Annotated in this window: 11 protein-coding genes and 1 pseudogene; all 12 read left to right on the top strand. The window is 51.3% G+C overall.

Annotated elements, in window-relative coordinates; translation table 11 throughout:
- Window positions 1-1,494 carry a hypothetical protein gene (locus D1646_RS07040; RefSeq protein WP_160635792.1) on the top strand — a complete coding sequence of 498 codons (1,494 nt, stop codon included), beginning with the start codon at window positions 1-3 and terminating at the stop codon, window positions 1,492-1,494.
- Complete coding sequence (locus D1646_RS07035) at window positions 1,487-6,241, top strand: FtsK/SpoIIIE domain-containing protein (RefSeq protein ID WP_160635791.1); 4,755 nt, start codon at window positions 1,487-1,489, stop codon at window positions 6,239-6,241. The genes D1646_RS07040 and D1646_RS07035 overlap by 8 nt, the downstream gene beginning before the upstream one ends.
- Before the next feature lie 21 nt (window positions 6,242-6,262).
- Window positions 6,263-6,946, top strand: a complete 684-nt coding sequence (locus D1646_RS07030) for a DNA/RNA nuclease SfsA (protein ID WP_160635790.1) — start codon at window positions 6,263-6,265, stop codon at window positions 6,944-6,946.
- 109 nt (window positions 6,947-7,055) lie between these two features.
- A pseudogene (locus D1646_RS07025) lies at window positions 7,056-7,909 on the top strand (IS256 family transposase); the annotation flags it as partial.
- 432 nt (window positions 7,910-8,341) lie between these two features.
- Window positions 8,342-9,283, top strand: a complete 942-nt coding sequence (locus tag D1646_RS07020; protein WP_347565150.1) for an IS110 family transposase — start codon at window positions 8,342-8,344, stop codon at window positions 9,281-9,283.
- On the top strand, window positions 9,193-9,570 hold the full coding sequence (locus tag D1646_RS23900) for a transposase (RefSeq protein WP_347565149.1): 378 nt from the start codon (window positions 9,193-9,195) through the stop codon (window positions 9,568-9,570). The genes D1646_RS07020 and D1646_RS23900 overlap by 91 nt, the downstream gene beginning before the upstream one ends.
- A 497-nt stretch (window positions 9,571-10,067) precedes the next feature.
- Entirely contained in the window at window positions 10,068-10,280 is a 213-nt protein-coding gene (locus tag D1646_RS07015; RefSeq protein WP_160635789.1) for a helix-turn-helix domain-containing protein, read from the top strand.
- Window positions 10,277-10,711: a helix-turn-helix domain-containing protein gene (locus D1646_RS07010; RefSeq protein WP_160635788.1), complete on the top strand. Its 435-nt coding sequence runs from the start codon at window positions 10,277-10,279 to the stop codon at window positions 10,709-10,711. The genes D1646_RS07015 and D1646_RS07010 overlap by 4 nt, the downstream gene beginning before the upstream one ends.
- 470 nt (window positions 10,712-11,181) lie before the next feature.
- Window positions 11,182-11,532, top strand: a complete 351-nt coding sequence (locus D1646_RS07005; RefSeq protein WP_243154062.1) for a hypothetical protein — start codon at window positions 11,182-11,184, stop codon at window positions 11,530-11,532.
- A gap of 119 nt (window positions 11,533-11,651) precedes the next feature.
- A complete protein-coding gene (locus D1646_RS07000; RefSeq protein ID WP_160635786.1) occupies window positions 11,652-11,948 on the top strand; it encodes a DUF6809 family protein in 297 nt (98 codons plus the stop codon).
- 3 nt (window positions 11,949-11,951) lie between these two features.
- The gene (locus D1646_RS06995) at window positions 11,952-13,157 is read left to right on the top strand and encodes a site-specific integrase (RefSeq protein ID WP_160635785.1); all 1,206 of its coding nucleotides are present in this window, start codon (window positions 11,952-11,954) and stop codon (window positions 13,155-13,157) included.
- Window positions 13,115-14,536 (top strand): site-specific integrase, encoded by a 1,422-nt coding sequence (locus tag D1646_RS06990; RefSeq protein ID WP_160635784.1) that lies wholly within the window; start codon window positions 13,115-13,117, stop codon window positions 14,534-14,536. Before D1646_RS06995 ends, D1646_RS06990 begins: the two co-directional genes overlap by 43 nt.
- Window positions 14,537-14,599: the final 63 nt, after the last annotated feature.

Below are 14,599 nucleotides of genomic sequence, written 5' to 3'. Positions count from 1 at the left end.
ATGGCAGAGCAGATTTTTCTTAGCGACAGCAGAACGGCTGTCGATAGAAAATATGTCGGCTTCACTCCGAATGGCGGCTCCATCAAACCTGTCCATGTTGCGGGTGGTGTGTTGAGAAGCATCTATGGTAAATACAATACTACCATGAGCATTAAGCGGCTGGCACTGGTTTCTGATGCGAAAGGCGTGGTGCCGAAGGGAAATGAACTCGACACCATTTATGACTCGATGAAGGAGAGAGAGAAAATCGAGGAAAGCGTCACACCGAATGCTCTGGAATCTCTCCGAAATGTCATGCAGAGATTACTTTCCGCCGATAAGGGCGTTTATGTCGTAAAGGGTCTCAAGGATGACATGATTTCCTATACCGCTGGATCAAGTTATTTTATCACTCGGCGCTCAATGTACGAGGACACCGGCGAGTTCATTGGCGGTCTCATCAAGGAGTATTGTCCTGATCTGGCAAACTACATAAAGGGTGTGCTCTCCTCTGCAAATGACCCGATTTCCTTGTTGTTCGAGCCGGTAGTAGAAAAAGACATGGAAGAGTTTCAGGATGTGAGTCGCCACGAAGAACTACCGGCTTTCCAGAATATAAACGAGAATACAACATGGTTCTTGCAGGGAATCAAAGAGAGTGGCCTTTGCCTTCTTGAAAATTTCAAGGTGCATCCTAATACACTTACCCAACTTCGCTTGTTCAACTTTTTCTGCATCTTCCATCTGATTCGGTATATGGCCATGCTCGAGGCATTCTACTGCGGTGAGCAGATTAGGCCGATTCTGCTGGATTTCTCTGGAAAGGCCCCGAGTCAGAGCAGCGTTGCCAGAGCATCCGAAATGTCGTATACGCAGATGCACAAATCAATCAACCGTTTTTATGCATGGGGTTACTCTCGGTGGCTGGAGGAGAACGGCTTTGATAAAAGGGGACTGCTCGAATGTAGTGTTCCGACCTATAAGAAGGATAAGAAGATTTCCAGCACCAGCAAGGACGAGTTGGAAACGCTTTGGTCTCTGGCAAAGGAACGCGCTGAGAATGCCGCCTCCGAGGATGATGCGCGTCTGACCTTTGGAGAAACGATGTATGACATGCTGGCGCTTGAAGCATCTTCACATCCAGTTAACTGCCTGAAGGTTTTAGGAACCTCCTCTGGTATTCTCTATCCACCGGACAAGTTGCATCCAAACAAACGATTCGTTCTTTCACAGGATGTCTTGGAGATGATGCTTCGCTCTTGTGTGGGGGCGGATGAGGTGCTGAACGGTAAGGAAATCCGTGAACGTCTATGGGACCGCTTTGGCATCATCATCGGTGGGAGTCAATTTGAGTTAGACAAGATCCGTCAAAGCGGCATGATCATGCAGGTCGATGAAGATGCACTGGAAGCAAACTTCACCTCGTTTGCTTCGGCGCTCGAATCAATGGACTTTGCAGAGGAAATGGCAGATGGCATTCTGCAAATCAGATTAGGAGGGCTGAGCAATGATTGATAAACAGCAGATTGTTGTTGATCTTCTGAATGAACGCTTGCCCCAAACTAAGGTCGGAATCATTGTCAAAGGCGTGAATTCTATCGATGCGGATAAGATTATTGCCTCTGTCGCCGAAAGCACAGGTCAGTATATTTACGCCGCAGCGGTAGGTTACCCGCTGGCCGATACCGGCGAGAAGAACAACTATATTCTCTCTGACTCCATTGAAAAAGCAGTGCTTTGGCGTAGCATGCCGGAGCGTGCAGGGCATATTGTAGTGTTCATCAGCAACGACACAGATAAACTCCATTCTCTCGCGGAGTTCGATGTGGTGTCTGTAAGAGACCTGTCGCAGCATCTGATTGGTGCACAAATTAAGAACGACAGCAATACGCCGACACACAATTTCTGGACGGCTCTTTTGGACGCCTCCGATTATTTTTCCTTTGAAGCGATAAGTGATTTTGTTGCCGCTGTTGGCGAAACGAACGAACAATCTGCGGCCATCCCGGTCAATATGTGGAGGTTGAATCTTCTCTCTGATCCTGATATCCTCAGTACGAAAAACAAGCCAGAGGATCGGTTGCGCCGGAACCGCGAACTCATAATCGCTATCGGACAGCTTAGTGAGGATTCCCGGAAGAAACTCAGCCGCTCACTTGCCCGAACTAAAACAAAGGATAAGAATCGGCTCCAGACAGCATACCGCGCACTCCAAAATTTCTATAAGTATGCGCAGAAGAGTACGCTACAGGAACTCGATTTTTCAACCGTACAGGAGTTATTCTCTGCGTCACAGAAAAAAGAGCAGCCGAAAAAACCGAAGGTTAATCCAGACGATTCGCCTATCGAAGAGTTAGATGTTGCTCCCAACCCCATTGCGCCTATCCGTCCAAAGGAACTGGATGCACTTATCTCGGATGCCGTTGTTTTTGGCGGCGAAGATGATTTCGAAAATATTAAGGAACTGCTGGCGGCATTAAGAAAACACTACGATACAGAAAATGACGAAAACGAAGGGGATTTGCCATTAATCGGCGGCATCTTCGGTGACAGACCTATTGTGCTGGAGAATAATCAGACGGATCTCCGCAAACTCGTTGGGCGTGTTTGCAATGACAAAACATGGGGTGCATTGATTGAAACTGAGGAAACCGTTCTGAAGGATGCTATCTCTGCAGATATCAAAGAGCAGTATAGCTTCAATCCGAAGGACGAGGAATCCCTCGTCGCCTTTAAGGGCGGGATTGATGGCGGTCAGGCCCTGTTTGATTTTCTGACTCAGTTTGATTCTCAATTTACCGAAAAGCAAATTGAGACGGCAGAACCCTTTTTGCCAATTATAAAAGAACTGACCGAGCATCGAAACACCCTGTGCCGTGAACTGGATATGATCATGTATCATCCGGTTCTGTTGTTTGGCTCTGATGAGAAAAGCCGAAATCTCCTGATTAACTACATCCGGGCGTGGGAAAAATTATATCATGCTTTTAATGTCAACGAACCCACAATGCGCCAGATTAGTACGGGAGGAACTGGCTATGTCGCCCGCGCACTGTTGCTGCTCGATGTACTTTACATCAAGACACCGAAGGAATGGAAGGCGATTCTGCTCCCGCTTCATCCCATTTATCTCTGGCGGTACTATGAGGTTTTCCGCAGTCTGCCGGGAAAGAAAGCCACGCTGAGTAACGAGGATAAGGAAGCGTTAGCAAAGGTTCTCTCAAAACTGCCACAAATTCTGAGCTTTGTTATTGCCAATCGAGTTGTGACGGGGACAATGGATGATAAGGTGCTGCCGTGCTCCGGCAATATTGAAATGCTACCAACCTTTGAAAACAAGACTAACCGTTACCTCGGTGATGATGGAACGGCTGCTGTCGGCGAAATTCTCTCTCGCTGGATTGGTTTTGCTCCATACACCAAAGAAGAGGTAAGAATCTGCTCTGTGGACGCACCCGAACTGACCGGGATCATCCGGCAGATCAAAGCCTTCATGGATAAAAACGGATGCAGACGAGTCGTGTATGATGTCTATCTCACGCGCAATCAGAACGGCAACACGGAACTTTCCAAACTCGATTATTCAGGCAAGGATTATGAGATCGGCGAGTACCTGAGAACGGGTAAGATAACGATCAGCATAAAGAATGTTGCATCGGCAGGCGAAATAAAGCAGATACTCAAAGATAAGCCTGTTCATGTCGCATTCTATTTTGACCAGTCCGCATACGCTATTGAGTTCGGCCCGAACAGCCAAAACCTTTACATTAACCCGCTTGTTATCACTTATGATTATGACTTTGATGAAATCCAACACAAGGGCAGCATTTTCCCCTCTACTGAGATGGATTCGGGATTAATCGGCGATTATCACAAACTGATGAAATCCGCTGATGTTATCAGCAATAACATGAATCCGCGCACTACCTATAATGGAAACGCGGACATGACGGATGTTGTTTCGACGATCCATGATATGCAGGTACAGTGGTTGGTGGTGGCAGATCGGGATACGAATAACTACCAACCCGAGGCTTCCATTCCCATCGGGGAAATGCAGTACGACAAGCGAATGGTCAATGTTTGGGCATCTAGCCATTCGCGGATTATTGCGCAGTACATCACGCTCCTTCGCGGTTACAATCTTTATCCGAAAGAGAACATCCTGATTAATCTGCTGAAGCAATTCGGCCATATTGCCTCCAACGGTCTGATTAGTATTCCACGCTTTGGGAGCAATACGCAAGCCATCGAGAACAAGAAAAAGGGGCTAATCGGAACCCTGCTTGCCGCTTCGTGGTATACGAGACAGCATGAGGATTCGTTGGTCGCTTCGCTTGACGATGATAAGGCGAGACTCTGGCTCTCAAACAGCAAATACGGAAATGAGCGGGCGGACCTTGTTGGACTTTATTACGAAGAAGAAAAGAATACTCTCCATATCCAGCCCATTGAGGTAAAAACTCGGGACGATTCTTCTGATTCTACCATCACAAAAGAGGATGGGAGTTCTTCCTTTGCAATCACAGGTCACGCCGCTAATCAGGTCGCTTCTATCGCAGAAATGTTGAAGGAAATCTTCTCTGCCGACGAGGACACAACCGATATGTTTACGTCGGCGCGGCGAGAAGTCCTGAAATATCAGATTGTCTTTGAATGCTTTAGAAATGTCCATGATGCACAATGGCAGAAAAAGTGGTACGACATTCTGAAAAAGGCATTCGGGAATGGCAAGAGCAGTAACATTCAGATTGATATTTCCGGCATTATTCTGCACATCAAATTAAATGAAGCGACTGGCGGTGAACACATCATCTGCCATAATCCCGAGTTCGAAGATGTTAGAATCGATTTCTGGAAGTTGACATCGCATGAAATCCAGCGGGATGTTCTCGGCGATGATGTGGTCGTGAAGACTTCTGTTACGATTGATTTCGATGAGAGCGAGGAACCCGTTGCAACTTCTCCCGAGGACGAGGATATGAAACGGGCTGGAGAGGTAATTGACGAGTTTGTCGTAACTGCCGATGACGCCACCTCAAAAACCACTTCTGAAAAAGCATCCACGATGGAGGAACCGCTTTCTCAGTTGGAGGCGGAACCCGAAAAAGCACCTGTAACCATTTCTACGCCGCAATCTGTGCCGAAACAAATTCCAGTGAGCGTTAGCCCCGAGGAAATTGAGCAGTTGGTCAAGGATTTCAAACGGTCCTGCAATGATTATCGTGTAAACCTCAAGGAATGCAACGCCGGTGACGCCGTGGTTGGTCCGAGCGTAATACGCATAAAGTTCAAATTGGCGAGAGGGCAGGCATTGCAGGGCTTAACCAGCCATATCGAGGATATCGGGCGTGAAATGAAACGCAGTGGCGTTATCGTTCAGCCGGTTCCCAACTCCGACGAACTACTGCTCGATGTTCCCCGGCTTCAGCGGGAGAAGGTATTGTTTAGTGATGTGATTGAGAATTTACCGCCGGTTACTTCACCAGAACAGCTTTTCTTCCCACTCGGGCGCACACCGAATGGCCGCGACCTGATAGAAGATTTGGGGCAAATGCCGCACATGCTGGTCGGCGGTAGTACTGGATCTGGCAAATCTGTTTTCCTGTTTACGATGCTCGCTGCACTACTGATGACCCATCCGCACAAGGAGGATTTACAGTTGGTGTTGTCCTCGTCCAAGTTGGAGGATTTCATCCATTTTGAGGGACTTCCGCATTTGTATTCTGGCGCAATTATATCCGATGCGACGGAGGCCACAAATGTTATCAAGAATGTAATCTTTGAAGAGTCGGAACGCAGAGGCAGACTGTTGGCTGAGGCAAGGGTGGCAAATATCATAGAGTACAACAAAAAAGCCGAAAAGAAACTTGAGCCGATTGTGGTGGTCATTGATGAGTTTGCTGATCTGGCTGACCAGTTGGAAACGAAAAAGGAGAAGGATGCGTTTTTCAAGCCTGTGCAACGGATTGCGCAGGCCGGGCGCAGCAGAGGCATTCACCTTGTGATCTGCACTCAGCGGCCAGAGGCAAAGCTCGTTCCTCCGACCACAAAGGCGCAGCTTAACGGGCGCGTGGCTCTCCGGGTCAATGATGGAATTTCCTCGCGGATGATCATCGAAGCTTCCGATGCGCAGTATTTGCAAAAGCATGGTGATATGATTTATCGCAACAGCGATACACTGGAGCGCGCCCAAGGATATCTGATAGAGATTGCAGAGCTTGATGAGATTGTGCAGCACGTAAAGGACAAAAATAAATGATCGGACGACGGGGTGTAGCAAATGACTGAATCGCAAATAATCTATGGAACCTTCAAGGAGGAGACCAAGAACCGCTTTCTTTGTCAGGTTACCATAGACAATGAGGATGTTGAATGCTATATCCCGTCCTCCTGTAGATTGGGTAACTTTATCGATATGAAAGGCCGTACTGTTCTTTTGAAGCACAATCAGGCCAAAGACGCACGAACAAAATATGCAGTCTATGCCGTGAAAATCAAAAACGAGTTTATTCTTCTGAATCTATCTCAGGCAAACAGGATTATCGAAGTGGCACTTCCTAAACGGCGTTTTTCATTTCTTGGCTTACGAAAGCAGATTGTCCGAGAAAAGAGGATTGGAGACTATAAAAGCGATTTGTATATCGAGGACACAAAAACTCTCATAGAAATCAAAAGCATCCTCTCATTCCAAAAGACCGCCCTGTTCCCAACGGTGTATTCGGAACGGGGAATCAAACAACTAGTCCAGTTATCCTCTCTTTTGGATGAAGGCTTCAAGGTTTGTTATCTCTTTGCATCGTTTAGTCACCACGTCAGAGAGATACAGATTAACAATGGTATTGAAGAATACGCCCGCTTGTTCAATGTATGCTTAGAAAAAGGAATGACGGTTTATGGGATTACACTGAAAATGAAAGACGGCTGTCCGCTCATTCATTCAACTATCCCGGTATTGGTTGGATAATAGCCTCAATTTTTTCCGAATCTATTGAAAGCGGGCCGCAAGGCTCGCTTTTAGCATAATTAGGATAATTACCCTTGCTGGATTAAGGGAATTCTTCCTTGACTTTGACAGCGTGGAGGAGATCCTGATTGAGATGTACCCAGTCGGCATATCTGTACTGCGTGTGGAGGACATTACTGAGGCACTGTGGGGCAGCAAAGTATCTCTGGCAACCATCAGCGAGTTGAACAAGAAAGCCTACGTCCATATTGAGGCTTGGCGCAACCGGCCCCTACAGGGGGGGTATCCATATGTCTATGTGGACGGGATATATCTGCGCCGGAACTGGGGCGGAGAGCATGAAAATATGGCCATTCTGGTGGCGATCACAGTAAACGAGGACGGATATCGCGAGGTTTTGGGTGCCGCCGAGGGTATGAAAGAGGACAAGGCCAGTTGGGTCAATTTCTTTCAGTGGCTGCGCGGCCGCAGCCTGGACGGGGCGAAACTGGTGGTGGGAGACAAGCACCTTGGAATGCTGGAGGCCGTGGGAGCGGTGTTCCCAGAGGCCAAATACCAGCGGTGCACCGTCCACTTTTGCCGCAATGTATTTTCAGTGACGTCTCGCTCTAAAGTGAAACTGGTGGCGAAGATGCTCAAGGTGATCCGTGCCCAGGAGAGCAAAAGACTGCCCGGGAAAAGCGAAAGCCGCGGTTGAGGATGGGATTGAGGAGACGCTTACCTACTGCGATTTTCCCCGGCGAGCACTGGGCTCGCATCCGTACCAACAATGTTATTGAATGGCTCAACCGGGAGATCCGCCGCTGCACCAGGGTGGTGGGGTGTTTCCCAAATGGAAACTCCGCCCTCATGCTGGTCTGTGCCAGGCTGCGTTATGTGGTCGGTACACAGTGGGGCAACAAAAAGCACATGAACATGAAGCACCTGGAGGACGCTATCGAGGATGCCTCTATTGCTGGATGATCCCATTGCTCCAGAGTCTGTAAACTTATTTGCGAAGGATTTGACACTATCCCGTCAGCGCCTCACTGTCGAGATTCAGAACATCCGTTATGAACTGACCCGGCGGAAAAGCTGCTCCGTCCAGAAACACAGTGTCTCCGGTAAAGAAAACCGCTTCAGATCTCCCTAACCGTGTGCCTTCAAAAACTGTTTCGCCTAAACAAACTTCACGCGCGGAACTCGCACCACGAAGGACGAAAACCGGCGGATATGGTAGACTGGAAGCGCACGGTAAAAGGCCGGTTTTTCTATGCCGCCATGAGCGCGCTAAACAAACTGGTATCATGCTCTCCCGTTGAACCACAAATTGTCCGGCCCGATTTAGGCAAGAGGACGCATAGTAAAGTGAAGCCGTAGGAGAGCACACCGTGACAACAAATGAGGAGGCTCATTATGGAAGTTGTCTATCGGTGCTGTTGTGGGATCGACGTGCACAAGAACCTCATCGTGGCCTGTCTGAGAAAGGGCGGCAGGCAGGAGCTGCGGGAGTTCGGCACAATGACTGGCGAGATCAAGGTGTTGGCCAACTGGCTGACAGAGGCAGGGTGCGAAATGACGGCCATGGAGAGTACGGGGCCGTACTGGAAGCCCCTGTACAACCTGTTCGAATTGCTGGGCTTGGACACCATGATCGTTAACGCCGCCCACATGAAGGCGGTGCCGGGACGCAAGACAGATTCGAAGGACGCGGAGTGGATTGCGGAGCTGCTCCAGCACGGCCTTTTGCGGGCCAGCTTCGTCCCCAGCCGGGAACAGCGGGAGCTGCGGGAACTGACCCGCTACCATAAGAGCATCATCGAAGAGCGCAGCCGGGAGCTGAACCGTCTGCAAAAGGTGCTGGAGGGCGCCAACATCAAGCTGGGCAGCGTAGTGGCGGACATCCACAGTAAGAGCGCCCGGCGTCTGCTGGAGCGGCTTGCTGCGGGAGAGACAATGGACGACAGTGAGGAGATCTCCAAGCTTCTCCACAAGAGTCTCCTGTCCAAGCTAGACGAGATCGTGGCGGCTCTGGATGGGATCGTCACGCCGCTGCAGCGGGCTCTGCTGGCGCAGATTCTCGACCACATCGACGACCTGGACAAACGCATTCAGGAGCTGGACCGGATGGCGGAAACGTACATGGCGCAGTTCCAGCCGGCCATTGCGGAGGTTTGCCAAATGCCCGGGATCGCCCGGCGCAGTGCGGAGGTCATTCTGGCGGAGACGGGCATCGATATGAGCCGCTTCCCCTCCGCGGCACATCTGTGCTCCTGGGCTGTGGGGTCTGCCCGGGCAACCACCAGAGTGCCGGGAAGTGGTATCACGGCAAGACACGCAAGGGGAATCAGGCGCTGAAATCCATGCTGGTGCAGTGCGCCAAGGTGGCCGGCAGAGGAAAGGGCTCTTATTTTGCGGCCCAGTATCAGCGCATCGCAGCCAGACGCGGAAAGAACCGGGCGACCATGGCCGTGGCCCACTCCATGCTCATCGCCATCTACCATGTTCTGAAGGAGGGCGTTCCATTCCGTGATTTGGGAGCGGATTATTATGACGGTTTCCGCAGAGAACATAAAATTCGGAACTACCTGAAACGGCTGCAAGCCTTGGGCTGGACGCCGGAGCTTTCCCCTATTACCGCCTGAAATATGCGATACTTCCTGCCCGGCACGGAAATCTGCGGCGGGCAGCTTTGCTGCGCCCCGACAGAGATTGGTTTTCATAATAAAGAAGTACAGCCCCGTCATTAGACGCCCCTTGAATCTTCCGATGCGGTTACCCGTCAGACTTGATTCTGACGGGTGATTTTTTACTGCAAATTATTTTTCCTCTGCTGTTTCGTTTCCAACGGAAAATGTACAATAAGAAAAGTAGGGGAACTGATGTACTGCAAACCTCTCCCTGCCCATCAGCAATGGTACTGTGGCAAAAAAATTCGAAAATGAGATGTCGCTTTTGGACTCTGGAGGTTGTGGTATAGGGATGAGGGATCCTGCGCTCTGAATCGGTAAATATTTTGTAAACTCGATTATAAAAAAGTTCCGTTTCAGCCGCTGCGGGTTGTGGTAGAAAGGTGAGGAGGGCCAACGTAAAAAGGCAGAGAAGAAAATTATGTCATGAAGAAAAGGAGGTCAAGCGCAGCATGAAAGAATCCAGCTATAAGAGCTACGACGAACTGCCGCTGTTCCTGAACGCGGCAACAGTGGCAAAGGTGCTGAGTGTCTCACCGTCCAGTTGTTACGAGCTGATGCACGAACCGGATTTCCCGGTACTGAAAATCGGCAGCAGGATGGTGGTACCCAAGGAGCAATTCGTGGAGTGGGTGTTGCGGCACACCCAGGGAGGTGCGGAGTGAAATACAAACCGTGGCCCAAGCGTGATCCGGTCAAGAACTACTTCCAGCTGCCCAACGAGATATTCCTGCTGGGCCTGTCACCCGGCGCGCTGGCCGTCTACTCTTATCTGATCTGCTGTGAGAACCGAAACACCTACCAATGCTGGCCCAGCTACAAAACTATCGGCAGAGCGGTGAGGATGAGCGCCAACACCGTCCGCAAGTATGTGTGTGAGCTGGAGGAGCGCCAGCTCATCAGTACAGAAAGCACGACCGTCACCACCAGGGATGGTCTGAAGCGCAACGGCAACCTGCTCTACACCATCCGTCCAATCCAACTGGCGCTCGATCAGTTCTACAAACAGCAGCTGACGCAGATGGACATGGCGGCTGAACGTCAGCGAGTCACAACGGCACTCGCACTCCGCAGCGATAGCGCGCACTCAGCGTGACAGCCTGTGCGCCGCTGTGTGGCCTCGCTGGTACCCAGAGGGTAACAAGCCGCCGCTCACCGCAGATGCGGTTGTGTCCAAAGCGTGTGGCCTGTGTGCGCCATCCAACAAATTCAGCACAGCCGAAAGTGGCAGGTGAACCGGGGGGGCGAAAAATGTGCAGGATAAAGGCAGGTGGTCGCTTACGCGCCCCCCTGCCAGCCACACCGCCCCGCAACGCGGGTCGGGGATTTTCCATAGGTGGTCGGTTTTACCCCCTGTTGGCTGTCCCAGGTGGTCGGAATGAAGAAAAACAAAGGGAAAACCGCCCTGTTTCAACCTTTTCCAAGGTGGCTGTGACAGGTGGTTTTCCAACCAAAAGGAGGAATTTTCCAATGAGCAAAAATACGCACATTTCGGTGGAACCAAACACACCCGCAGAAGTTAAGACGCGCATCCCCGTCTGGCTGTACCCGTCCACGCTGGAAGTGATGGACAGAGCTATGAAAATCGCGAACTCCAAAAGCCGCAGTGAGTATCTGGAGAAGGCCGCGCTGTTCTACGCCGGCTACGTCTCCGGTCAGGACGCTACCGCCTATCTACCACCCGCACTGGCGTCCGTTCTGCGCGGAACGGTGCAGGACACGGAGAACCGAATCTGCCGTCTGCTGTTCAAGCTGGCGGTGGAACAGGACATGGTGATGAATGTGCTGGCGGCGGGGATGGAGATTCCCGATGAGCAGCTCAGGGCGCTCCGGGGTCGGTGCATCCAGGACGTGAAAAAGACCAGCGGCAGTATCTCGCTGGATGACGCTGTCCGCTATCAAAGGGGTGGCCTGTGATCATCCATCCCCCTCTCAGATTCTGCGCCGCAAAACAAAGAATAAAAGTCCTCGAAAAAAGTAGTAGCTATATTCCTCAAAGTGTGGTATGTGTTGGTGTTGCAAAGGAGGTAGTAGATATGAGAACGATCCTGGAAGATCTCTACTATGGCAACATCATACCCAACGAACAGCAGATGACACCTGGCTCAGAACTGAAGCGGGCAGTAGACCGTGTCGCCAAATATGAAAAGCAGCTTATGGAACAGCTGGAGGAAACCGAGCAGGAGACTCTTACAAAACTTATCCGCTCCCAGCATGAGATCAACAGTATCACAGCAACCGAGAATTTTATCCTGGGTTTCCGATTGGGTGTCAGGCTGATAGCGGAGTGCATGGACGAAAACGACGGTGATATTCGGACTGGAGGTGAATGACAAATGGCAAAACGCAGACCGTCTGGCGACGGCATGGTGCGTAAGCGAGACGACGGTCGCTGGGAGGGCCGCATCGTGGTGGGCCACAAGGAAAACGGAGACTCTATCTTCCGCTACGTCTACGCTGATAATCAAAAAGAGTTGACTGCAAAGCTCCGCCAGAATATCGATGCCTACCAAGGCATTGACCTGACGGAGCAGAGCAGGATGACTCTCGGGGAGTGGCTGGACACATGGCTGGAGCAAATGGCGGTCACCCTCCGACCTGGCACACTGGAACACTATCGCCGGGATATGGAAAACCACGTGAAGCCCCGCCTGGGAGCAAAACCGCTCACACAGCTGACTGCGGCTGATCTCCGAAAACTCTATGATACCTTGAAGCGAAATGGCAGAATGAAACCTCGCTCCAGTCAAAGTTCCGGACTCTCCAGCACCACTGTCCACGGAATCCACACCACGCTCCACCATGCGCTCAAAGCGGCGAGAGATCAGGGGCTCATTCCTATCAATCCCGCTGATGAGGTGGAGCCGCCTAAGGTAATTCACCAGCCTATGAAGATTCTAACCGAGGAACAACTGAATATTTTCCTGACAACGATCAAAGCCGATGAATTCTGGTATGACTTCTTCTACACTGAGTTGACTACTGGTCTGCGCAGGGGTGAGATCTGCGGACTCATGTGGACCGACCTCGATGAGCGTGGCGGCACCCTGAAGGTCTGCCGTACTCTTCATCGGGAAAAGGGCGGTAGGCTGGTGGCAGGAGATACCAAGACCTACGCCGGCACACGGAAGATCGTCCTACCGCCCAGTACAGCGGAACTACTAAAAGAACGAAAACGGAAATCCTTCTCTCCCTGGATCTTTCACGATCCACTTCGTCCAGAGGCTCCTATGAATCCTGACAGTGCCTACCGGCAGCTGAAAAAATTTCTGACAGAGGCTGGATTGCCAAATATCCGCTTCCACGACCTGAGACACACATTCTCAACTCATGCGCTGTCCAGCGGCGTGGACGCCAAAACCCTGGCGGGAATCCTGGGCCACACCAAAGCGTCCTTCACTCTGGATACCTATACCCACACCACTGGCGATATGCAGAAGCGTGCCGCTGACATTGTCGGCGACTTTCTGACTGATTACCTTGGAGAGGAGATGAAACCATGGCAAAACGCAGAAAACGGGGAGACGGCGGCGTCAGCCTGAGAAAAGACGGTCGCTGGGAAGGGAGGGTAGTCGTCGGCTACGACGATAAAGGCCTCCCCGTCACCAAAAATGTTCTGGCAAAGACCAAGTCGGACTGTATCGCAAAACTCAGGGCACTGAGGGACAGCATCCAGGCTCCTGCTCCCGAACAGCCTAAACCTGGAATCCTCCTGGGGGATTGGCTGGATCTCTGGTATCAAACCTACAAGAAATCCAATCTTCGGCCCAACACCCAAATGTCTTACGAACGCCGCATCTACCAGCACATCATTCCGGCGCTGGGAAATATACAGATAGACAAGCTGACCACCAACGACATCCAGCAGTTCTACGCTAAACTCCAGCAGGGCGGCAGACTCCTCCGCACAGAGTTATATGGGGAGGGACTATCCGATCAGACTGTTCGGGGCATCCACACTACCCTCCATGCCGCACTGGACAAGGCCGTTGCGGAAAAGCTCCTCTTCCGCAATCCCGCCGATGGCTGCCGTCTCCCCTCCGCCAAAGCCAGAGAAATGCAGGTGCTGACTCCAGAGGAAATCCAACGTCTGCTGATCCAAGCCAAAGAGGACAGTTGCTTCGAGCTTCTCCTGTTGGAGCTCTCCACTGGACTGCGGCGGGGCGAGATATGCGCCCTCCAATGGGATGACCTCAACCTCCGCACTGGAGAACTCCGAGTACAGCGACAGGTCCATCGGGTCAAAAGCAGGCTGGTGGCCTCTCCGCCCAAAACCAAGGCTGGCAACCGCAGCGTGATCCTCCCCGCACCTGTGGTGAATGTCCTTAAGGCTTACAAGGGAACCGTGAACTCCCGGTGGATGTTTCCCTCCCCGGTCAGCGAGGACTCACCCAGAGACCCAGCCGCAGTTCGTAAAAGATTACAGACCGTTCTGGAACGGGCAGAATGTAAGAAAATCAGATTTCACGATCTCAGGCACACATTTTCTACCACTGCCCTGGAGCATGGGATGGACATCAAAACTCTGTCCACTATTATCGGCCACGTCTCCAGCAGTACCACACTGAATATCTACGCTCACGTTACCGATGAGATGCGCCGTACAGCGGCGGTAAAGATCGACCAGGGCATCGGCAAAGCGGAGATTCAACCGGAGAATCAGGCAGTCCTACGAAAGCCCGCTCCCAGTACATTCCAGGCCCACAAAGGCCGGCGGCGTAAAGCGGGAACCGGATGCGTCACCCAGATCAACGAAAAACTCTGGGAAGGCCGCTACTCTCCTATCTGGCCGGACGGCAAAAAGCACCCCCGGAACATCTACGCTCACAGTGAGGAAGAGTGCGAAAAACTGCTGGCAGAGATGATAGCAGAAACGAGAACGGAAATTGCCGCTGAAAGAGAGCATCTGAAAGCAGGTTAATGAAAATCCACGGCTCACCGAGCGGGATATCCCCTCGGTGAACCGTTTTTCTCTGTCTGTGGC

The sequence above is a fragment of the Pseudoflavonifractor sp. 60 genome (assembly GCF_009911645.1).
Classification (GTDB): domain Bacteria; phylum Bacillota; class Clostridia; order Oscillospirales; family Oscillospiraceae; genus Lawsonibacter.
This window is presented reverse-complemented; position numbering and strand designations above follow the sequence as displayed.

Coding starts and splice junctions, on each gene's coding strand:
- D1646_RS07000 (WP_160635786.1), top strand. CDS start 11,652: ATGAGAACGATCCTGGAAGATCTCTACTATGGCAACATCATACCCAAC.
- D1646_RS07030 (WP_160635790.1), top strand. CDS start 6,263: ATGACTGAATCGCAAATAATCTATGGAACCTTCAAGGAGGAGACCAAG.
- D1646_RS07020 (WP_347565150.1), top strand. CDS start 8,342: ATGGAAGTTGTCTATCGGTGCTGTTGTGGGATCGACGTGCACAAGAAC.
- D1646_RS07035 (WP_160635791.1), top strand. CDS start 1,487: ATGATTGATAAACAGCAGATTGTTGTTGATCTTCTGAATGAACGCTTG.
- D1646_RS07005 (WP_243154062.1), top strand. CDS start 11,182: ATGGACAGAGCTATGAAAATCGCGAACTCCAAAAGCCGCAGTGAGTAT.
- D1646_RS06990 (WP_160635784.1), top strand. CDS start 13,115: ATGGCAAAACGCAGAAAACGGGGAGACGGCGGCGTCAGCCTGAGAAAA.
- D1646_RS06995 (WP_160635785.1), top strand. CDS start 11,952: ATGGCAAAACGCAGACCGTCTGGCGACGGCATGGTGCGTAAGCGAGAC.
- D1646_RS07015 (WP_160635789.1), top strand. CDS start 10,068: ATGAAAGAATCCAGCTATAAGAGCTACGACGAACTGCCGCTGTTCCTG.
- D1646_RS07040 (WP_160635792.1), top strand. CDS start 1: ATGGCAGAGCAGATTTTTCTTAGCGACAGCAGAACGGCTGTCGATAGA.